Raw genomic sequence first — 20,295 nt, forward strand, 5'->3', positions numbered from 1 at the left:
TTAGGTTATAATGACGATAATGGACTATAAAAGGGGAAGCGGAGAGTTCCTTAACTGGGTGGTCACTGAATCCGCTTTTGATTCCAGATATTTGGGAAAATGTGAATCCATCTTCTGCCAGGGAAACGGATATATGGGCTTAAGAGCGGCACTGGAAGAGCAGTATGTCGGGGAAACCAGAGGGATGTTTGTTACAGGCACCTTTAATAAATTCGATGACGGTGAAGTGTCGGAACTTCCTAATTTTCCGGATATTACGAAATTAATGATAAGTATAGGCGGCCATCCCTTTGGAATGGACAGGGGAACCATAAAGAATTACGAAAGAACACTCAACTTAAAGAACGGGGAGGTTACCCGAAGCTTTCACTGGACCTGTGATAAAGGAGACGAATTTGAGTTTCGCTTCAGACGGATGGTTTCCATGGAGAATGAGCATGTGATAGCAGCTGCAGTTGAAATTACTCCTGTGACAGAAGATATTCAGATAGAAATCGAGAGCGGAATCGACGGAACAGTTACCAATACAGGCTCCCAGCATTTTTCGGAAGGAGCCAAAAGGATATATGAGAACCGGTTCCTGGAAATGATATCGGAAACCACACAGTCCCATGTTTTAGCGGCTGTTCATGCAGCTCATAAGATATTCACAGATGGCAAACCGGCAGAGGTAACACTCTTGCCTATCATTGACCGCCGGGTTATCAGAATCCGATATACTGTAAATGTAAAAAAAGGAAGCACCTTACGATTTGAAAAGATATCTGCTGTACATACCACAAGGGATCTAAAGTATGACGGATGGAAGGAAGACGATGCCAGGGAAGATATGAAGCTGCGTGCAGGGCAGCTGTTGATGGATATATGTGAAAAGGGCTATGACAGGCTCTTAAAGGAAAGTGAAAGAAAATGGGAAAAAGTATGGAATAAACAGGAAGTAAAGATAAGTTCCAGGAATGATTTCGACCAGTTAGCCCTACGTTTTGCCATCTACCATCTTAACATTATGGTGAAAAAGGATGACAGCAGAGTTGGAATCGGAGCTAAGGCACTTAGCGGAGAAGGCTATAAAGGGCATTCCTTCTGGGATACGGAAATTTTTATTCTTCCCTATTTCATGCTGACACAGTCGGAGACAGCGAGGACACTTCTTGAATACCGCTATAAGTGCCTTAAGGGAGCCAGAAGGAAGGCAATTGAAAATGGTTATGAAGGAGCTATGTATCCATGGGAATCCGCCTGGATTGAAGACGGTGAGGTGACACCCCTTTGGGGAGCTGCGGATGTGGTAACCGGAGAAACACTGAAGATATTAACTGGATTAATCGAGCAGCATATCACAGCAGATGTGGCCTATGCAGTATGGCAGTATTATATCATTTCCAGGGATGAAGATTTTATGGAGCGTTACGGCTATGAAATCATTCTTGATACTGCAAAGTTTTGGACCAGCAGACTGGAGTGGGATGAAGAAAAAGGATGTTATGGCATCAAAGATGTTATAGGCCCGGATGAATATAAGGAGCATGTTGATAATAACGCATATACCAACCATCTGGCTTTCTATAATATGAAATTAGCTTCCAAGCTTATTTGCGAATTAAAGGCAGAAAAACCTGTCGTATATACAAGGTTTCAGGAACAGTTTGATTTAGAGGAGCTTGGGGAACGGCTCACAGAGTGTATACATAAGCTTTACTGTCCTCTTCCGGAAAAGGAAACAGGTATTATACCGCAGTTTGACGGCTTTTTTGACTTAAAGTCCATCGACCTTACAAAATATAAGAAATCCTCTGTGGTAGGCACTATTTATAATGACTATAACATGGAGCAGATCAACAGTTTTCAGGTGTTAAAGCAGGGGGATGTAGTTGTTCTCTTATATCTGCTGGATGATTTATTTTCCGAAGAAATCAAAAGAAAGAATTATCTTTATTACGAAGAAAGAACTCTTCATGATTCCTCTTTAAGCAAAGCAACGCATAGTGTTCTGGCAAATGACCTGGGACTTAAAGAAGAAGCTTACCATTTCTTTGAGGGTGCCTGCTGTATTGATTTGGGTACGGAGATGAAATCCTCCAATTCAGGTATACACAGTGCTTCCGTCGGAGGCATCTGGCAGGCGGCGGTAATGGGCTTTGGCGGAGTAAGGGTCACCAGCGGCCAGTTGAGGATTAATCCAAGCCTTCCAGAAGAATGGAATGAACTGGAATACCGCATTGTATGGCGGAATTCTACTTTAGTAGTAACAGTAACCAGAGATGAAGTGAAAATTTTGAACCAGGGTAAGGAAGTCACTGTAATAGTTGGTAAAAAAGAGCTATTGATAAGTGAAGGAGCGGCCATAGTTGAAAGCATATAGTCAAAGCATAAGGAAAAAATTATATGAGCAGTATTCTGTTACAGAATACTGCTCCTGTACTCTGGCCGGTGATATTGAAGAAGTAACCCTCTGCGGATATGAGATGGATATTGCTGCGGCAAGGTATCCTGTCTGCATTACTTATTATGAAAGCGGATGGGGAAAGGAATACAGGGAGAGAAAATTTGACCTTGGAGAAAGACAGGAATTTTATATCGAAAATACCAGGGGGCGTTCCAGCCACCAATACCACCCTTTTTGTATCATTGCCTGTGAGGATAATGTTGTAATGCTGCTTGCTTTGGCCTGGTCCGGTAATTGGTACCTTAGAATCACAGAGGACGGCAGAATTCTGTCAGGACAGACAAAAGAGATGTTTACGAGGGTATTAAAGGCAGGAGAAGAATTCTATTCTCCTTCTGTTATCACAGCCCAGACAGAGGATGGAGATCTGGATACTCTAATTAACCGGATGCACCGGTTTGGAAGAGACATCTGGCTTAAGTATAATGCAGAAAGCAGGAGTTTATGGACAGAGTGGAATCACTGGTGGACCTTTGAAGACTGCGGTATTAACGAAGAAGTTTTTCTTGCAAATGCCAGAAAGGCAGCAGAGCTTGGTATTGAGCTGTGTACACTGGATGCCGGCTGGTTTGGAAATAGTACGGACATTACCTGGAGCAAGCTTCAGGGAGACTGGTCAAAGTGTAACAAAGAGCGGTTTCCCCACGGGATTCGTTACCTTTCTGATAATGTGCATAAAGAGAGGATGAAGTTTGGCATTTGGATGGAGCCGGAAGCAATGGGTACCATGTCAGAGCTGCGAAAGGAACATCCGGAATGGGAAGCCTTAAGGGATGGGAAGCCCTGCAATAGTCCCTATGTTTGTCTGGGCAATAAGGAGACAGAAGAATGGCTGTTTCAAACCATGACTGCGCTGGTAGAAGACACCGGATGTGATCACATCAAACTGGACTTTAACTTGGATCCGGAGCTTGGATGTAACAGAGAAGACCACGGGCATCAGAAAAACGATGGATTACAGGTGCATTATGAAGGCTACTACAGGGTACTTAAACGGGTGGGTGAAAGGTTTCCCCATCTGGTAATTGAGAACTGCTCCTCCGGAGGACTTCGCACAGATTATGGAATAATGAAGTGGGCTCATACGGCTTTCTTGAGTGATGTAGATATCAGCTCCCACAGTTTAAACTGTTTTTGGCATTTATCCATGTTCCTTCCTGTAGAAAATATACTGCACTGGATATGGTCAGAAACAAGGGAATATGAAGACGGCACTCATGTGTTTGAAAGTTTTCCTATGGATGAAGATGCGGAAGAATCCCGCATAAAGTATACTCTTCGTGCCGCCATGCTCCATCAGCTTGGGATTTCCAGAGACTTGACAAAGCTTTCTCCCAAATGGAGCCGCCTTATAAAAAGTGAGCTGGATTTCTATAAGAACTGTATCAGGCCCCTGCTTGGAAAGGGAGATTTCTTCCATGTTCTGCGGACAGAGGATATTTATGCATTTCTTATAAAGGATGAGGAGAAAGGATATCTCTTCCTTTATAACACCGGAAGCACTGTTCATCAGCCAAGCCTGATTATCAGAGGATATGATAATAGCTGCAAGTGCAAGATCGAAAATATAGACACAGGTGTCGGACAGTATTATAGAGGAAAACAGCTGTTAGAGCAGGGATTTCCTGCGGATGCCATAAACGGCGAATCAGCGGCAATTTATAAAATCATAGAGATGAAATGAGCTATATGCAAAAGAAAGGTATGATGCCTATTATGAAGAAATACATTACCTGCAGTTATGCAATAATGCATTTACAAATAAGTTGACGAAAATAATTCCCTCGTGTTATAGTATCTAATGTCAAAAACGTTTTTGAAAGAGGGCGAGAGAATGAATGTAACAATCAGGGAAGTAGCAAAAAAAGCCGGGGTATCGGTTGGAACAGTATCCAGAGCATTTAACGGATACTCCGATATCAGTCCCGAGACCAAGGAGCGGATTGTTGAATCAGCAAAGCTTTTAGGATATACACCAAATGTAAATGCAAGAAGCCTGTCGGCTAAGGTTGCACCGAATATGGGTATTATTGTTTCAGGTTTAATGGAGAGTGACGGAAAGGACAATTTCTTTCTGCTGCTATTACAGGGAATCTATCGGTATACCCTTCAAAATGATTTCGAAATTACTTTATATGCGACAGATTCCAAAAATCAGAATCAAAAGCCATATACGAAATTCTGCATGGAACATAATATATCAGGAACGATTTTAAGCGGAATCACAACCAATGACCCATATTTTCATGAATTAGTGAATGGCGGCATGCCTTGCGTATTAATTGATATTCATCTGGAAGGCAAAGGACTGGGCTGTGTATCGATTGATAACTATGCAGCGGCAAAGGAATTAACGCAGTATTTATTTGACCACAATCACAGGGATATCATGTTGATTGGCGGTAAGAAAAATGCAGCGGTCAATATTGAGCGTGTAGCAAGTGTCTATCAGGCCTTTCATGAGAATCAGCTGGAGCTGCAAAAGAACAGGGTAATGTATTGTGATTTCAACGAAGAAGTCGCTTATCAAAAGGTAAGCAAATATCTTAAGAAATATGGGAAATCCCAGATTACAGCTTTCCTTTGCCTTAGTGATATTATGGCACTGGGGGTAATACGGGCAATCAGAGACTGCGGTTATTCCATACCGGAGGACTTTTCCATTGTAGGTTTTGATGGGATTCCTCTTTGCTCCTATGTTACGCCTAAGCTGACCACGATATACCAGGATATCAATGAGATGGGCTATCAGAGTGCAAAGCTGCTGCATGAGCTGGTGATGGATGATACGATGTCAAAGAATGTATACGTGCCATATAAGCTTATAGAAGGTGAAAGTGTCAGGACATTATAATATTCCATATCAATAGGAAAACCATGACTATTTGCCAAGTTATAGCAAATAGTCATGGAAATAGTACAGAAATACTATGATAAAAACGGAAACAATATACATAATATACCAAATAAAGATTGCATGTATAAAAAAACCATGTTAAAATAAGATATGAAGTAAAGGCAGGGCGTATATAGTTTAACGTTAAACCAACAAAATCACTGCTTTTATGGAATATAAAAGAGCTCTTAAAAATCAGGGGAGGTGAAGGGCCGGGCTCATGCTTATAACGGTTATCCGTTAAGTCTGAAAGGCAAGAAATTGCGTAAAAGGCAAGCAGGGCCAAAGGGGGAGGTATTGCTGTATCCGGAACGGTGATATTAACCTTTTATTGTCACTTATGGGTTTACAATTATGATGTGGAGGGTATCTATGAAAAGTAATCGTAGAAAATTATTAACAGTCCTTACAGCATTGGTGTTAGTAATCTGCCAGGTGTTCGTTTATACACCTGAAACTTTTATCAAAGCCGCAGATACAGCCAATCTTGCTTTAGGGAAAACCGTAACGGCCAATAACTATATTCAGAATTATGCTGCTGCCAATGTAAATGACGGAAATGTAAATACTTATTGGGAAGGGGCGGCAAATTCCTATCCTAACAATCTCACAGCAGATTTAGGAAGCAGCCAGTCCGTTAACAAAATAGTATTAAAACTCAATTCTTCCTGGGAAGAAAGATTCCAGACACTTAGCGTTCTTACAAGTAATGACAATACGAACTATACAACTGCCGTTGCACCGGCAGCGTATACCTTTAGTCCTTCAGCTTCCAATACGGTGACAATTACTTTTAACCAGGTAAGTGCCCGTTATATAAGACTTCAGTTCACGGCCAATACAAAGGCAACAGGCGGACAGGCAGCTGAATTTGAAATCTACGGAACGGCTGACTCCGGTTCAGGCGGCGGCTCTGGCACGCCGGACCTTGTTGTTACTGACATCAGCTGGAATCCTGCCAGTCCCGCAGCGGGAAACAGTGTAGTATTTTCTGCAACCGTCAAGAATCAGGGAACAGGCGCTACACAGGCAGGTGTTATTAATGGCGTAAGCTTCTTTGTAGATGGAACGCAGGTAAGCTGGTCTGATAACAACACCTCCTCCATTGCGGCGGGAGATTCTGTAACTGTTACAGCAACAGGCGGCCCAGGCAGTACTGCTTCCTGGAGTGCCGTATCAGGGAGCCATACAGTAAAAGCATGGGTAGATGATGTTAACAGGATCAGTGAATCCAATGAAGATAATAATCAGTACAGCAAGAGTATTACAGTAACAGACAGCGGTCAGGGCGGCGGCACAGGCGGTACACCGGACCTGATTGTAACGGATATTACCTCTTCTCCTGCTTCACCTTTAACAGGCAATACAACAACCTTTTCTGCAGTAGTAAAGAATCAGGGAACAGGTGCAACACCGGCAGGAACAATTATTGGCGTAAGCTTCTTTATTGACGGTATTCAGGTAAGCTGGTCCGATAATACAACTACATCTCTGGCAGCAGGAGATTCTGTAACCGTTACAGCAACAGGCGGTCCCGCAGGAACTGCAGCCTGGATAGCTGCAACGGGAAGCCATACGGTTAAGGCTTATGTAGATGATGTAAACAGAATAACAGAAACCGACGAAAACAATAACCAATATTCAGAAAACCTCACGGTAACGACCGCTCCTATGCCTGATATGGTTGTAACAGGGCTCACTATAACTCCCTCTTCTCCTACAGCAGGAGATACCCTTACCTTTAGTGCAGCAGTAAAGAACCAGGGAAATGCAGCAGGAGTACCGGGCGTATTGGCTATCGGTGTTGACGGAACGACAGTCTATACATCAACGAATAATACAACTCCCTTAAACACGGGAGCTGTCACTACCGTTACAGGTACGATAGCAGGTCTTTCGGCGGGTACCCACACCATAACTGCCACAATTGACAACGCAGGTACGACTGCCGAAAGTAATGAAACCAACAATACATACAGTACAAGCCTTACGGTAAATCCGAAACCGGGAATTGATTTTGCCATCACACAGGTAAGCTATTCTCCTTCCTATGTAACAGCAGGCAATGCCGTTACCTTTAATGCAGTAGTGAAGAATCAAGGGACCATGGCAGGCTCTGTTGGAACAGTTGCTTTTCTTGTTGATGGAGTACAGGTAGCGGCATCAGCAAACAGCACTGCATCGATTGCGGCAGGAAGCACACTTGCCGTTACCGCAGCCATGGCCTGGACAGCAACCGGCGGAACCCATGTAATTACTGCTGTTGCAGACAGCCTTAACGCAGTAAGCGAGACGGATGAAACCAATAATACCTTAAATGCCAACCTGACCATAGGAAGCGGCGGAAGAGGTGCAACCGTTCCTTATACCAGATATGAATCCGAGGATGCACAGCTTGGAGGAGGAGCCGTACTCCGTACGGCACCTGACTTTAATTACGCATTGATTGCATCAGAAGCTTCTAATCAGGCTTATGCAGCACTTCCCTCCAATGGTTCTTATGTAGAATGGACCATTAACCAGGGCGGTGCCGGTGTTGATATGAGATTTACCATACCGGATACTTCCAACGGTATGGGATTAAACGGTTCTTTGGACTGCTTTGTAAATGGAACGAAGGTTTCTACTATTAATTTGACTTCCTATTATTCCTGGCAGTATTTTACCGGCGACCAGCCGGCAGATGCACCAAACGGCGGTCAGGCAGCCTTCCGTTTTGATGAAGTACACTGGAAGCTTCCTGCAGCTTTAAAGGCAGGAGATAAACTTCGTATCCAAAAGACGAACGGAGACAGTGTTGAGTACGGTGTCGACTTTGTAGAAGTTGAACCGGTACCCTCTGCAATTGCACAGCCGGCTAATTCACTGTCCGTAACCTCTTACGGTGCGGTAGCCAATGACGGTGCCGATGACTTAACGGCTTTTAACGCTTGTGTAAGCGCAGCTGCTTCACAGGGAAAGACGGTTTATATACCTGCCGGTACCTTTAACCTTGGCGGTATGTGGACAATAACTGCACAGAATATTACCATAACCGGTGCCGGTATGTGGTATACGAATTTACAGTTTACTTCTCCTAATGCAGCCAGCGGCGGTATTTCTTTCCGTATCACAGGTACGGTTGACTTTAGTAACGTATATATCAACTCTATGCTAAGGACCAGATACAATCAGAATGCTATCTATAAATGTTTCATGGATAACTTTGGAACGAACTCCAAAGTACATGATTTCTGGGAGGAGCATTTTGAATGTGGTTTCTGGGTAGGTGATTATGCCCATACACCTGCAATTGCTGCGGATAATCTTCTTATTGAAAAAGGCAGGGTAAGAAATAACCTGGCTGACGGTGTCAACTTCTGCCAGGGAACAAAGAATTCTACTGTACGTAACTGCAGCGTAAGAAATAACGGTGATGACGGTCTTGCTATGTGGCCGGACAGTACCATGGGCGCACCTATGGAGGTCAATAATTCCTTCCTTTATAACACCATTGAAAATAACTGGAGGGCAGCAGGTATTGCAATATTCGGCGGTTCCGGCCATAGGGCACAGTATAACTACATTAAGGATTGTTTTATGGGTTCCGGTATCCGTCTAAATACAGTATTCCCGGGATATCATTTTGAAAATAACACAGGTATTGTGTTCTCGGATACTACCATAATCAATAGCGGTACCAGTAAGGATTGCTACAATGGCGAAAGAGGAGCCATCGACTTGGAGGCTTCCAATACCAGTATCAAGAATATAACCTTTGAGAATATTGATATCATAAACAGCCAGAGAGATGCCATCCAGTTTGGTTACGGCGGAGGCTTTAGCAACGTTGTGTTTAAGAATATCAATATCAACGGAACAGGAAAGGATGCCATCACGACTTCAAGATTCTCCGCACCTCATCTTGGAGAAGCAATTTATACCTATACTTCTAACGGTTCGGCAACCTTTATTAACCTGACAACCAGCAATATCGAAGCACCGGAGAAATACCTGATAATGAACGGATTTAACATAACCTTTCAATAAACAGACAAATTAGAAACTTTATACAAGGGGTACTGCAAAACTTGATTGGTTTTGCAGTACCCCTGCTTATTTTTCGTGTTTCTTTTTAATGGATTTGGATTTATAATCAGAATATAATAAGTCAGTTTATATAGGAGGTATCTGATGAAAAAGGTAAAAAGAATGCCCGTATTATTTGCAGGTCATGGTTCACCCATGAATGCCATTGAAGATAACCGGTTCACAAGAGGCTGGGAAGAAGCAGCACGTATAATACCCAGACCGAAAGCAATCCTGTCGGTATCTGCCCATTGGTTTGCACCCCAGACGGGGGTTTTTACAGAACAAAAGCCCAGGCAGATTTATGATATGTATGGATTTCCAAGGAAATTATATGAGTTAAAGTACGAGCCGGAAGGCTCACCGGAACATGCCATGGAGGTGTTAAGCCTTCTTAAGGAAGAAGCAGTTTCTGATAACCGGTGGGGGATGGATCATGGAACCTGGTCTGTTCTTTGCAAGATGTATCCTATGGCGGATATACCGGTATTTCAGTTAAGTATCGACAGTTCAAAGGATGCCCTGTATCACTATGAGTTAGGGAAAAAGCTGGCACCTTTAAGAGAAGAGGGCGTATTAATTCTGGGAAGCGGAAATGTTGTCCATCACCTTGGCAGGGTCAATTGGGAGATGGAAGAAGAGGGCTATCCCTTTGCAAAAGAATTTGACAGCTATATCAAAGAGTGCCTGTTAAAAAAGGACATCGACGGAATTATTAATTACAGGAGGTCCAAAGCTTCTCTGGAGGCTTTTCCGACACCCGAACATTTCTACCCGCTTCTTTATGCCTTAGGGGCAGCAGGGGAGGATTATGAAGCAGAAATATTCAATGAGGCATATGTGCTTGGAGCCCTATCTATGACTAGTTATCTTCTAAATTAAAATGATAAAGAAAAGCTCTGTTTTGTCCGATACAGTTATCAGAAAGTAAACAGGGTGGGAACATGATAATAGACATTGAGATAAAAATTGCAGATGATAATGGAATTACCTTAAAGCATTATGTTAAACGGCTGGATGACTGTACAGACGGAACTATCCGTCTGGAGGATATCACAGGAACAGGGGAATCTTTTAAGGAATTACTGGATAAATATTTGTCACACAGCGGAAGAAAAGTGCGGGATAAGCTGCTTCCTTCTGCCAGACAGTATACAGAAAAGCATCGCAATGGGATAACGATAAAGAGACTGGAGAATAAAAGCAGAGAGCTGATACACCATACCTTGTCACAGGTAGTCTGTAAGTATGAAGCAAATTTTCAGACGTTGGAAGAAGGGGCTGTCCACGATGAATGTTCCTGATAAAGATACATACGCAGTATCGCAATTTCTATTAAAACAACTCCTGTAATATCTGCTATAATACCAACATAAGGAGTTGCATCCGGCAAAGTCAGCTATCATAAAATTGAAGGCCGGGTGTGACTGCATAGAAGATATGAAGTGAGGTGAACTGTGATGGAAAAAGGAAATTCCCTAAAGAAAATAAAAACCTATATTGACAGCCATCTGCAGGAAGAGTTGGATTTGAATAAGCTTGCAAAGGAAGCGGGATATTCAAAATACCATCTGGAAAGGCTTTTTACAAAGCATTATGGCTGTACACTTACAAAGTATATAAGAGAAGAAAGGCTGAAAGCAGCGGCTATACAGCTTGCCTTTACCAATGCCTCTATTTTAGAGATAGCACTTGGGGCCTGCTATGAATCCCAGCAGGCATTTACATTGGCTTTTAAGAGGCTTTATCAGGTAGCACCCGGAAGCTACCGCAATAATATTAAGAAAGCATTAAGCTGTGCAAGCTTTGGCACCGTTTTAAGTGCAGGTACGAAAAGGAGGCTGGCAGCATGAGTCTGATACCCTATGTAGTCGAGCAGTCAACAAGAGGAGAGAGAAGCTATGATATCTACTCCAGACTGTTAAAGGATAGAATAATATTCTTAAATGAAGAGGTCACTGATGCCTCTGCAAGCCTTATCGTAGCACAGCTGTTATTTTTGGAAGCGGAAGATTCCGGAAAGGATATCCATCTTTATATTAACTGTCCGGGTGGTTCCGTATCAGCAGGATTTGCCATATACGATACCATGAAGTTTATCAAATGCGACGTATCTACCATATGTATTGGCATGGCTGCCAGCATGGGAGCTTTTCTGTTAGCCGGAGGAACCAGGGGTAAGCGTTACGCCCTTCCCAATGCAGAAATAATGATACATCAGCCTTCCGGCGGCGGTAACGGTACGGCAAGCGATATCAGAATCATAAGTGAGAAAATCCAAAGAACAAAGAAACGTTTAAACGAAATTCTTTCCCAGAACACGGGAAGAACCATGGAAGAGATTGAAAGGGACACCGACAGGGATAATTTTATGACAGCCAGAGAAGGAATAGACTACGGCCTCATTGATGATATCATGGAAAGAAAACCTAACAGTTAATGACTGTGGGTATGGGTATGGGTATGGTGAAGATCGGGAGTATGGCTGTGTGCATGGGTAAGGGGAGCATGGGTATGTATATGACTGTGTTCCCCTTTAACAGATTCCTCGTGGTAATGATCATGGTGTCCGTCATCATGGCTGTGCCTGTGTTCGTGGGTAATGGCTGCGTGGGTATGAAGATGTTTGTGCCTTTCACTGGAAGCCAGATAAGCACCTAAGCCAAATAAGAGAAGAGCAGCCAAAAAGGAAAGGGTCAGCCGTTCACGGAAAAGCAAAAAGGATAAAAATACCCCTATAAAGGGGGCAAAGGCATAGTAAGCACCTGTTCTTGCAGCACCCAGTTCCCTTTGGGCCATTACATAGAAAAAGATGCTAAGGCCATAAGAAACGAAACCAAGCAGGCAGGCGGCCAGGACAGACGGCATGTGAAAAGAAGGTTTTTCCGTAGCAAGACTTATGATAAGAGAGCCAAGACCGGAGCCAAAGCCTTTTAATATGACGATTTCCATAGGACTTTTAAGAGACAACATACGGGTACAGTTATTTTCAAGTCCCCAGCATATACTTGCCAGAAGTACAAGGAGGGAGCCCGAGGAGAGGGCAAAGCTTCGGATATCACTTACGCTAAGAATCAGGCAGCCTGCAGTAATAAGAAGGAGGGCTTCCCAGAGCCTTTTGCCAATGGCTTCCTTGAATACGAAAAAGGCAATAAGTGCCGTTGCTGCAATTTCAAAGTTACCCAGCAGGGATGCGTTGGCGGCACTGGTCTTTGTCAATCCGGACATCAGTAATATGGGAGCAGCAATATCTAAGAATATCATACCAAGTATAAAGGGAAGCTCCTGCTTTGTCAGTCTGGCTTCCTTTTTATGGTGGGAAGTTCTTTGTAACAGGTAAAGAAATGTCATTCCAAAGCCGGCACCAAGATAAAGTAAGGCAGCCATTAAAGCCGGAGGAATCTTTTCAAGCAAGAGCTTTGAAAAGGGGGAGTTAAGGCTAAATAAAAAAGCTGCAAGTATGGCATAAAGGTAGGAAGGGTGTGAAGAATTTTTCATAAGGGCTCCTTTAAAGGGAAAGTAAGGGTATCCCCCCTGGGGGGATACCCTTACTTTAGCATAAAGGAAGAAGAATAGCAATACAGGAAAAATAATTGTATTTTTTTCGTAGTATGCTATAATTCTCTATGTGCAAATTTTCTTGGGACTGTTTTGTGAAATCAGATAAAAAAAGACGGAAAAAGAGCCTCCGTGAAAACTGGTGTAAGTAATTAGATTACTTGAAATCCGGAGGCCCCAAAGGTTTAGGTGATTTGAATTTTTACAGTTACAGTATAATATACTTTTATCTATTTATCCAATATATAGTTTAAATGGCAGTGATAAATAAAAGTTATGACCTGTAAGAATATAGAAGGAGGAGAAAGGATGGAACTGCATTACCTTAAGATATTTCATACCGTAGCGAAATATACAAGCTTTAAGAAGGCCTCCGAGGTACTTTGTGTAAGCCAGCCTGCTCTTTCCATACAGATTAAGAAGCTGGAGAGCCAGGCAGGGCTTAAGCTTTTTAATAAGATCGGCAACCGGATTGTATTAAGTGAAGATGGGGAAATGCTCTATCGTTATACCCAGAAGATTTTTGCAATTGTGGAAGAACTGGAAAATCATGTCCAAAACCTTGGGAATGAGATAGCAGGTACGATCAACCTGGGGGCCAGCAATACCCCCGGCGTGTATATTCTTCCGAAAGTGATAGGGGAAATGAAGAAAAGGTATCCGGGGGTAACGGTAAATCTTCATGTTGCAGATACCTCTGAAATAGCAAATCTCATCGAAAATGGTACACTTGACGTGGCAGTAAACGGCGGAAACGGCAATTATAACAGCAATATTTTTACCGAAAAACTCTTTAATGACCGGCTGGTTATAGTAGCCTCGCCGGAAAATCCCCTGGCAGCAAAGGATTCCCTTGATATACAGGAACTTTCCGATACCGCTTTTGTAGTTCACAGCACGACCTCGCAGCTCTATACCTATTATAAAAAATTTATAGAAGCCTATGGTCTGACGGAGAATATCGGCATGCATTTTGGAAGTATAGATGCTATTAAATACGCCATTTATGCGGACCTTGGGGTATCCATTCTGCCATTTTATGCCGTGAAGTCTGAAATAGAGAAGGGAATGCTTACGGAGCTTCGTATCAACTGCGATAAGCTGGAATATCCCTACAGCTTAATCTATAACAAGAATAAGCATTTATCAATTACAAACCGAAAGTTTATTGAGATATTAAAAGAAGTACTTTGAAGTACCTTAAGATATTTCTTGGAAAGGAAGAAATTACTATGAAATTAATGATTGCATCCGATATACATGGCTCTGCCTATTACTGTGATAAAATGCTGGAGGCTTATAATAGAGAAGGAGCAGACAAGCTTCTTTTGCTTGGGGATATCCTCTACCATGGGCCAAGAAATGACCTGCCAAAGGGTTATGAACCAAAGAAAGTTATTGAGATGTTAAATAATGTAAAGACAGAGCTGCTATGTGTCAGAGGCAACTGTGATACAGAAGTTGACCAGATGGTACTTGAATTTCCGGTTCTGGCGGAATACATCATCCTCTACCTGGATAACCGGATGATTTTTGCCACTCACGGGCATCACTTCAACCCGGATAATAAACCCTGCATAAAGAAGGGGGATATCCTGCTAAATGGACATACCCATGTCCCGGCATGGGAGGAAAGGGAGGATTTTATCTATGTGAATCCCGGTTCCGTATCCATTCCAAAGGAAAACAGCCCTCACAGTTATATCCTTTGGGAAGAGGAAGTGTTGTTTAAGAACCTTGAAGGGGAGGTTTATAAGAAGGCATCTTTTCCACTCCCTGATTTGAAGTAGTAAATCATTTGCATGGGGATTAGGCTGGAAATTGGGATTTCTATTTATACGTGAATATATATGCAATCAATGATAGTATTCATGCAAGAACAGAAAGATAAAGAAAGCTATAAATTGGCAATATAACTGTAAATGAGCATGTTTACAGATGAAAAAATGAAAAATTATACCGTGAAATTTTGTGGTATAAATGCTTTATTTATTCATTGCAATCACGCAGGATATGTGGTATTATAAAAAGCAAAAAATTTAATAAACTGCAATGTGGCAATTTCTCATGGCAGATTATTACAATCAGCATACATAATGCTGCCATTTTTATGTATATTTGTTCTTACCCGCGGCAAATATTTGCTTAAAGGCCAGACTACAGATAGAAAGCTAGAATATTTTAATTACGGTGGAGGAAGATATGATTAAAGTAGTTAAATTCGGCGGGAGTTCCTTAGCAAACGCAGAACAGTTCAAAAAGGTTGGGACGATTATCTGTTCCGACGAAGCAAGAAGGTATGTAGTTCCTTCGGCACCCGGTAAACGCAATTCCAAGGATACCAAGGTGACAGATATGCTGTACCAGTGTTATGATATGGCGATGGCAGAAGAGGATTTTACAAAGACGCTGGGGGAAATTGAAAAGCGTTACATGGAGATTATAAAAGGACTTGACCTTACCATGTCTCTTGACAAGGAATTTGAACAGATTGCTGCTGACTTTAAGGCAAAAAAAGGTTCGGATTATGCTGCTTCCAGAGGAGAATATTTAAACGGGCTTATAATGGCAGAATATTTAGGATATGAATTCATTGATGCGAAGGATGTCATATTCTTTGATAATAACGGAGTATTTGATGCTGACAAAACAGATGCCGTATTGGCACAAAAGCTGAAAGGTATACAAAAAGCCGTAATTCCGGGCTTTTATGGTGCATTGGAAAATGGTGAGATTAAGACCTTCTCCAGAGGCGGTTCCGATATCACCGGTTCTATCATAGCAAAGGCGGTGAAAGCTGATATCTACGAGAACTGGACGGATGTATCCGGTTTTCTGGTATCAGATCCAAAAATTATTAAGAATCCGGAGGTAATATCTACTATAACCTATAAAGAGCTTCGTGAGTTATCCTACATGGGAGCTACCGTATTGCATGAGGATGCTATCTTCCCGGTAAGAAAGGAAGGCATTCCGATTAATATCCGCAATACAAATTCACCGGAAGATCCGGGAACCATGATTGTAAAGAATACCTGCTTAAAGCCGGAATATACCATTACAGGAATAGCCGGAAAGAAGGGCTTTGTTGCAATCAATATTGAAAAAGATATGATGAATTCGGAGATCGGTTTTGGGAGAAAAGTTCTTCGTGTGTTTGAAGACAACGGTATTTCCTTCGAGCATATGCCCTCTGGCATTGATACCCTGACTGTTTTTGTTCATCAGGATGAATTTGTGGAGAAAGAACAGAGTGTATTAGCCGGAATTGACCATGTTGCCAATCCGGATTCCGTTGATTTGGAAAGTGATTTGGCTCTTATTGCTGTTGTTGGGAGAGGTATGCGCCAGACCAGAGGTACAGCAGGAAGAATCTTCTCTGCATTGGCTCATGCCAATGTAAATGTCAAGATGATAGATCAGGGTTCCAGTGAGCTTAATATCATAATTGGTGTAAGTAACAAGGACTTTGAAGCAGCAATAAAGGCTGTTTATGATATTTTCGTATTGTCCAAGCTGTAAAGAGAATCTGTAAGGGGATTAGTTTGAAAAATGCGTTGCATTTTTCAAAGTTTGCAGTCTTTGTGAAAGGCATGGAGAATAGAGAATGCTGCAAAGGTAATTAAAAGGATAGAAGAAGCCCTGTAATTTTCCTGTAATACACTGTCTGAATGGTGTGTAAAGGAAAGTTATAGGGCTTCTTTTTTGTCCCCTTATTGGATTTTTCTTTTGGCAAGAGGATTTTCAGATATTACAAGGCCGGCTATGGTAAGGAGAGTGCCAAGGCCGCCTATCAGAGTCATTTTCTCATGAAGAAAAATAGCGGAGGTTATAATTGCGATTACCGGAATGATATAAATGTACAGGCTTGTCTTAACTGCTCCTAATACCTTTGTGGCCCAATTCCAGATGACATAGCACAGGGCGGAGGCGCCAAAGCTTAAATACAGCAGGTTGCCAAGATAGGCCGGTTTTATCAGTTCCTTATAATTATAAGAAAGATGAAAAAAGGGTATGAGGGGAACCATGGTAATAAGTCCGTAGAGAAAGATTTTACGTGTTGCTATCATCATATTATAGCCCAAATCACTGATTTTCTTTGTGAATATGGAATAAATCCCCCATACGAAGGCAGCCGCCAAGGCTAGTAAATCTCCCATAGGATTTAAGGAAAGAGCCGTACTTCCGTTGTAGCTGATAAGGCATATTCCGGCTATGGCAGCTAAAAAGCCGAGGAAGAAGGAAGGACGGAACCTTTCGTTCTTAAGCAGAAAATGAGCCATGAGTGCGGTAAAGAAGGGAGCAGTGGATACAATAACTCCCACATTGGAAGCATAAGTTAAGGACAGGGCGTTGTTCTCCATTAGAAAATACAAAGTAACGCCTGATAAACCGGCACCAAGAAACAGCCATTCGTCTGACCTTTTCTGACCAGGCAGTCTTATGCCTTTGGCGGGCTTTATACACCAGAGGATTATGTAGCCGATAAGAAAGCGCAGGATAAGGATTTCAAAGGGAGTAAAGGCTTTTAATAATACTTTAGTCGAGATAAAGGTAGTGCCCCAGAAGATTACACTGAATAATGCGGCAATATGACCTTTTATGTTCTGCGATGATGACATAGAGACTCCTTTAGTTATGTTGCTGGTCTACGCCAGCAGGTTAAGAAAGAAAAGCCGCAAAGAAACAGGGAGGAGTGCAGCTTCCTGGGCAGCATCCTCCCGGTGATATACCTGTTTATTTGATAACGGTTTTTCCGCCCATATACGGCTGCAATGCTTTCGGGATATTAATAGAACCGTCGGCATTTAAGTTGTTTTCCAGGAAAGCAATTAACATTCTGGGAGGAGCAACTACCGTGTTATTTAAGGTGTGGGCAAAGTATTTGCCGCCTTCTCCTACAACACGGATTTTTAAGCGGCGTGCCTGTGCATCTCCAAGGTTGGAGCAGCTTCCCACTTCAAAATATTTGTTCTGTCTGGGAGACCAGGCTTCTACGTCAACGGATTTTACTTTCAGGTCAGCAAGGTCACCGGAACAGCATTCCAGGGTTCTTACGGGAATATCCAGGGAGCGGAAGAGGTCAACGCTGTTCTGCCATAATTTATCGAACCAAATAGGGCTGTCTTCTGGTTTACATACTACGATCATTTCCTGTTTTTCGAATTGGTGGATACGGTATACACCTCTTTCTTCCAGACCATGGGCACCTTTTTCTTTTCTAAAGCAGGGAGAATAGCTGGTTAAGGTCTGGGGAAGATTTTCTTCGGGAAGAATCGTATCAATGAACTTACCAATCATGGAGTGTTCACTGGTACCGATAAGGTATAAGTCTTCTCCTTCAATCTTATACATCATGGCATCCATTTCTGCAAAGCTCATAACACCGGTAACAACGTCGCTTCGAATCATGAAGGGAGGAATACAGTAAGTAAAGCCTCTCTCAATCATAAAATCTCTGGCATAGGATATAACGGCGGAATGAAGTCTTGCAATATCGCCCATCAGGTAGTAGAAGCCATTGCCGGCTACCTTTCTGGCGCTGTCTAAATCAATGCCGTTTAATTTCTCCATGATTTCTGTGTGGTAAGGAATTTCAAAGTCAGGCACTACAGGTTCACCGTAACGCTTAACCTCTACGTTTTCGCTGTCATCTTTACCGATGGGAACACTGGGATCAATAATATTCGGTATCGTCATCATGATTTTCTTGATTTTTTCTTCTAACTCGGCTTCCTTTGCTTCTAATTCTGCCAGTCTTTGGGATTCGGCATTTACCTTAACTTTCATCTCCTCGGCTTCTTCCTTTTTGCCCTGCGCCATTAAGCCGCCGATTTGCTTTGATATCTTATTTCTTTCGGCTCTTAGAGTATCAGCCTCCTGCTTGGCAGTTCTGGACTCGGCATCCAGCCCGATAACCTCATCTACCAGACCAAGCTTGTTCTCCTGGAACTTATTTTTAATGTTCTGCTTTACAATGTCTGGGTTTTCTCTTACAAATTTGATATCTAACATAATTTCCTCCTTAAAATGTAATAGTATAAATAAGCAAAATAAAAAATCCTGTCATCCCCAAAATAACATGGGACGAAAGGATTCCGCGTTGCCACCCAAATTGCCGTATAAACGGCCGCTCAACATGGCAGGATAGAGGCTGCCGCCCTTTCGGTTTCCTAATTCAGACAATAAAATAAATTATTGTACCTTATTTTTCGCCGACAGCTCCAAAAGTGGAAGGATTTGAGCTTTCACCGGTTCACACCAGCCACCGGTTCTCTGGGGAAATCTCATAATCGTAGCTTTTATCAACACTGCTTCATACTATATTTGTATTTATTATACACAAATACAGAAAAAATACAAGTGGCTTTTTTACTACAGGCATATCTGTTATAATATTAGCGTAACTCAAGCAGCACTTGAGTTGATTTTTTATGCCGCTCAACCATCGCTTTATTCCCATTTGCGGTCATTTCGCTATAATGAAAAGCGTAACCGGATAGATGATTTGATATTCAAGAAAGGAGTTATTATGTTTAGTACAGTAGAAGTTGGAAGAAAAATAGCAGAGTTTCGTAAAAGAAAAAATATGACACAGATGGAATTAGCGGATAGCTTAGGGATAAGCTATCAGGCAGTCAGCAATTGGGAGAGAGGGAATTCCATGCCGGATATTTCTAAACTATCCGAGTTGGTTTCCGTATTAGACTGCACGATTGATGAACTGCTTGGAAACAAAAAGGAAAGTGAACTGTTTCAGAAGATTATTGATGGAAATGAAAAAGAATATGTAAAAGAGCAGAAGGTTTCTATAGAAGATGTAGCTTCTGCAGGACCTGCATTAAAGCCAAGCCAGACAGAAAGCCTTATCGAAACTATTGTAACGGAGAATTCGGACAGGGTATCCTTAGAGGATCTGGTAAAGATCGCACCTTATGTCAGCGAGGAATATCTGATGCAGTGGATTGAAAGATTGGATGTGATAGAAGATTTGTCAGGTATAACGGCGCTGGCCCCTTTTTTAGAGGAAGAATCCTTAGATAAAATCGTACGAAAGATAGAATACCTTGGCGGCCTTTCCAAGGTTGTGAAACTGGCCCCTTTTCTATCGGATGAAACCATAGACAGATTGGTGGATAAGGCATTGGAGGAAGGAAACATTGGAGACTGTACCGGATTATATCCATTCTTAGATGACCATTCCGCTAAGAAGTTGGCTGATAAGCTGATGAAGGACGGTAATATGAAGGAATTTATCAAGCTTGCTCCGTTTCTTGGCTGAAATATCCTCTGAGAAGGAAAGTGTAACAATCAAAAGAGTAAGCAG

At 42.2% G+C, this 20,295-nt stretch carries 15 protein-coding genes; 12 read left to right on the forward strand and 3 right to left on the reverse strand.

Annotation, left to right across the window (positions count from 1 at the left end; all coding sequences use genetic code 11):
- Nucleotides 1–10: 10 nt before the first annotated feature.
- The 8 genes from BUF11_RS01140 (at nucleotide 11) to clpP (ending at nucleotide 11,850) form a co-directional block, all read left to right on the forward strand.
- On the forward strand, nucleotides 11–2,362 hold the full coding sequence (locus BUF11_RS01140) for a glycoside hydrolase family 65 protein (protein ID WP_073586973.1): 2,352 nt from the start codon (nucleotides 11–13) through the stop codon (nucleotides 2,360–2,362).
- Nucleotides 2,349–4,130, forward strand: coding sequence for an alpha-galactosidase (locus tag BUF11_RS01145; protein WP_073586974.1), 1,782 nt, complete (start codon nucleotides 2,349–2,351; stop codon nucleotides 4,128–4,130). Before BUF11_RS01140 ends, BUF11_RS01145 begins: the two co-directional genes overlap by 14 nt.
- A 150-nt stretch (nucleotides 4,131–4,280) precedes the next feature.
- A complete protein-coding gene (locus BUF11_RS01150) occupies nucleotides 4,281–5,300 on the forward strand; it encodes a LacI family DNA-binding transcriptional regulator (RefSeq protein WP_073586975.1) in 1,020 nt (339 codons plus the stop codon).
- A 414-nt stretch (nucleotides 5,301–5,714) separates the two neighbouring features.
- Entirely contained in the window at nucleotides 5,715–9,371 is a 3,657-nt protein-coding gene (locus BUF11_RS01155; protein WP_073586976.1) for a CARDB domain-containing protein, read from the forward strand.
- Between the two features lie 144 nt (nucleotides 9,372–9,515).
- Nucleotides 9,516–10,292: a 4,5-DOPA-extradiol-dioxygenase gene (ygiD, locus tag BUF11_RS01160; RefSeq protein WP_073586977.1), complete on the forward strand. Its 777-nt coding sequence runs from the start codon at nucleotides 9,516–9,518 to the stop codon at nucleotides 10,290–10,292.
- 62 nt (nucleotides 10,293–10,354) lie between these two features.
- Complete coding sequence (locus tag BUF11_RS01165; protein ID WP_073586978.1) at nucleotides 10,355–10,714, forward strand: hypothetical protein; 360 nt, start codon at nucleotides 10,355–10,357, stop codon at nucleotides 10,712–10,714.
- Between the two features lie 156 nt (nucleotides 10,715–10,870).
- Nucleotides 10,871–11,263, forward strand: a complete 393-nt coding sequence (locus BUF11_RS01170; RefSeq protein WP_073586979.1) for a helix-turn-helix domain-containing protein — start codon at nucleotides 10,871–10,873, stop codon at nucleotides 11,261–11,263.
- Nucleotides 11,260–11,850: an ATP-dependent Clp endopeptidase proteolytic subunit ClpP gene (clpP, locus tag BUF11_RS01175; RefSeq protein ID WP_073586980.1), complete on the forward strand. Its 591-nt coding sequence runs from the start codon at nucleotides 11,260–11,262 to the stop codon at nucleotides 11,848–11,850. The genes BUF11_RS01170 and clpP overlap by 4 nt, the downstream gene beginning before the upstream one ends.
- On the opposite strand, the gene BUF11_RS01180 is transcribed toward clpP, so the two are convergent.
- Entirely contained in the window at nucleotides 11,847–12,908 is a 1,062-nt protein-coding gene (locus tag BUF11_RS01180; RefSeq protein ID WP_073586981.1) for a DMT family transporter, read from the reverse strand. The two genes, clpP and BUF11_RS01180, sit on opposite strands and share 4 nt — an antisense overlap.
- 369 nt (nucleotides 12,909–13,277) lie before the next feature.
- Here BUF11_RS01180 and BUF11_RS01185 point away from each other — a divergent pair, with 369 nt between their 5' ends.
- The 3 genes from BUF11_RS01185 to BUF11_RS01195 all read left to right on the forward strand — a co-directional run bounded on the left by BUF11_RS01185 (nucleotide 13,278) and on the right by BUF11_RS01195 (nucleotide 16,490).
- Nucleotides 13,278–14,162, forward strand: a complete 885-nt coding sequence (locus BUF11_RS01185) for a LysR family transcriptional regulator (RefSeq protein WP_073586982.1) — start codon at nucleotides 13,278–13,280, stop codon at nucleotides 14,160–14,162.
- A gap of 38 nt (nucleotides 14,163–14,200) precedes the next feature.
- A complete protein-coding gene (gene yfcE, locus BUF11_RS01190; protein ID WP_073587850.1) occupies nucleotides 14,201–14,758 on the forward strand; it encodes a phosphodiesterase in 558 nt (185 codons plus the stop codon).
- Nucleotides 14,759–15,170: 412 nt separating this feature from the next.
- The gene (locus tag BUF11_RS01195; protein WP_073586983.1) at nucleotides 15,171–16,490 is read left to right on the forward strand and encodes an aspartate kinase; all 1,320 of its coding nucleotides are present in this window, start codon (nucleotides 15,171–15,173) and stop codon (nucleotides 16,488–16,490) included.
- Between the two features lie 191 nt (nucleotides 16,491–16,681).
- On the opposite strand, the gene BUF11_RS01200 is transcribed toward BUF11_RS01195, so the two are convergent.
- The gene (locus BUF11_RS01200; protein ID WP_073586984.1) at nucleotides 16,682–17,590 is read right to left on the reverse strand and encodes a DMT family transporter; all 909 of its coding nucleotides are present in this window, start codon (nucleotides 17,588–17,590) and stop codon (nucleotides 16,682–16,684) included.
- Nucleotides 17,591–17,705: 115 nt separating this feature from the next.
- On the reverse strand, nucleotides 17,706–18,983 hold the full coding sequence (gene serS / locus BUF11_RS01205; RefSeq protein WP_073586985.1) for a serine--tRNA ligase: 1,278 nt from the start codon (nucleotides 18,981–18,983) through the stop codon (nucleotides 17,706–17,708).
- Between the two features lie 517 nt (nucleotides 18,984–19,500).
- Here serS and BUF11_RS01210 point away from each other — a divergent pair.
- Nucleotides 19,501–20,250 (forward strand): helix-turn-helix domain-containing protein, encoded by a 750-nt coding sequence (locus BUF11_RS01210; RefSeq protein WP_073586986.1) that lies wholly within the window; start codon nucleotides 19,501–19,503, stop codon nucleotides 20,248–20,250.
- The last annotated feature ends 45 nt before the right edge of the window (nucleotides 20,251–20,295 follow it).

Origin of the sequence: Anaerocolumna xylanovorans DSM 12503, assembly GCF_900143645.1 — a bacterium.
Classification (GTDB): Bacteria; Bacillota; Clostridia; order Lachnospirales; family Lachnospiraceae; genus Anaerocolumna; species Anaerocolumna xylanovorans.

Coding starts and splice junctions, on each gene's coding strand:
- BUF11_RS01200 (WP_073586984.1), bottom strand. CDS start 17,590: ATGTCATCATCGCAGAACATAAAAGGTCATATTGCCGCATTATTCAGT.
- BUF11_RS01140 (WP_073586973.1), top strand. CDS start 11: ATGACGATAATGGACTATAAAAGGGGAAGCGGAGAGTTCCTTAACTGG.
- clpP (WP_073586980.1), top strand. CDS start 11,260: ATGAGTCTGATACCCTATGTAGTCGAGCAGTCAACAAGAGGAGAGAGA.
- BUF11_RS01195 (WP_073586983.1), top strand. CDS start 15,171: ATGATTAAAGTAGTTAAATTCGGCGGGAGTTCCTTAGCAAACGCAGAA.
- yfcE (WP_073587850.1), top strand. CDS start 14,201: ATGAAATTAATGATTGCATCCGATATACATGGCTCTGCCTATTACTGT.
- BUF11_RS01185 (WP_073586982.1), top strand. CDS start 13,278: ATGGAACTGCATTACCTTAAGATATTTCATACCGTAGCGAAATATACA.
- ygiD (WP_073586977.1), top strand. CDS start 9,516: ATGAAAAAGGTAAAAAGAATGCCCGTATTATTTGCAGGTCATGGTTCA.
- serS (WP_073586985.1), bottom strand. CDS start 18,983: ATGTTAGATATCAAATTTGTAAGAGAAAACCCAGACATTGTAAAGCAG.
- BUF11_RS01210 (WP_073586986.1), top strand. CDS start 19,501: ATGTTTAGTACAGTAGAAGTTGGAAGAAAAATAGCAGAGTTTCGTAAA.
- BUF11_RS01170 (WP_073586979.1), top strand. CDS start 10,871: ATGGAAAAAGGAAATTCCCTAAAGAAAATAAAAACCTATATTGACAGC.
- BUF11_RS01180 (WP_073586981.1), bottom strand. CDS start 12,908: ATGAAAAATTCTTCACACCCTTCCTACCTTTATGCCATACTTGCAGCT.
- BUF11_RS01150 (WP_073586975.1), top strand. CDS start 4,281: ATGAATGTAACAATCAGGGAAGTAGCAAAAAAAGCCGGGGTATCGGTT.
- BUF11_RS01165 (WP_073586978.1), top strand. CDS start 10,355: ATGATAATAGACATTGAGATAAAAATTGCAGATGATAATGGAATTACC.
- BUF11_RS01155 (WP_073586976.1), top strand. CDS start 5,715: ATGAAAAGTAATCGTAGAAAATTATTAACAGTCCTTACAGCATTGGTG.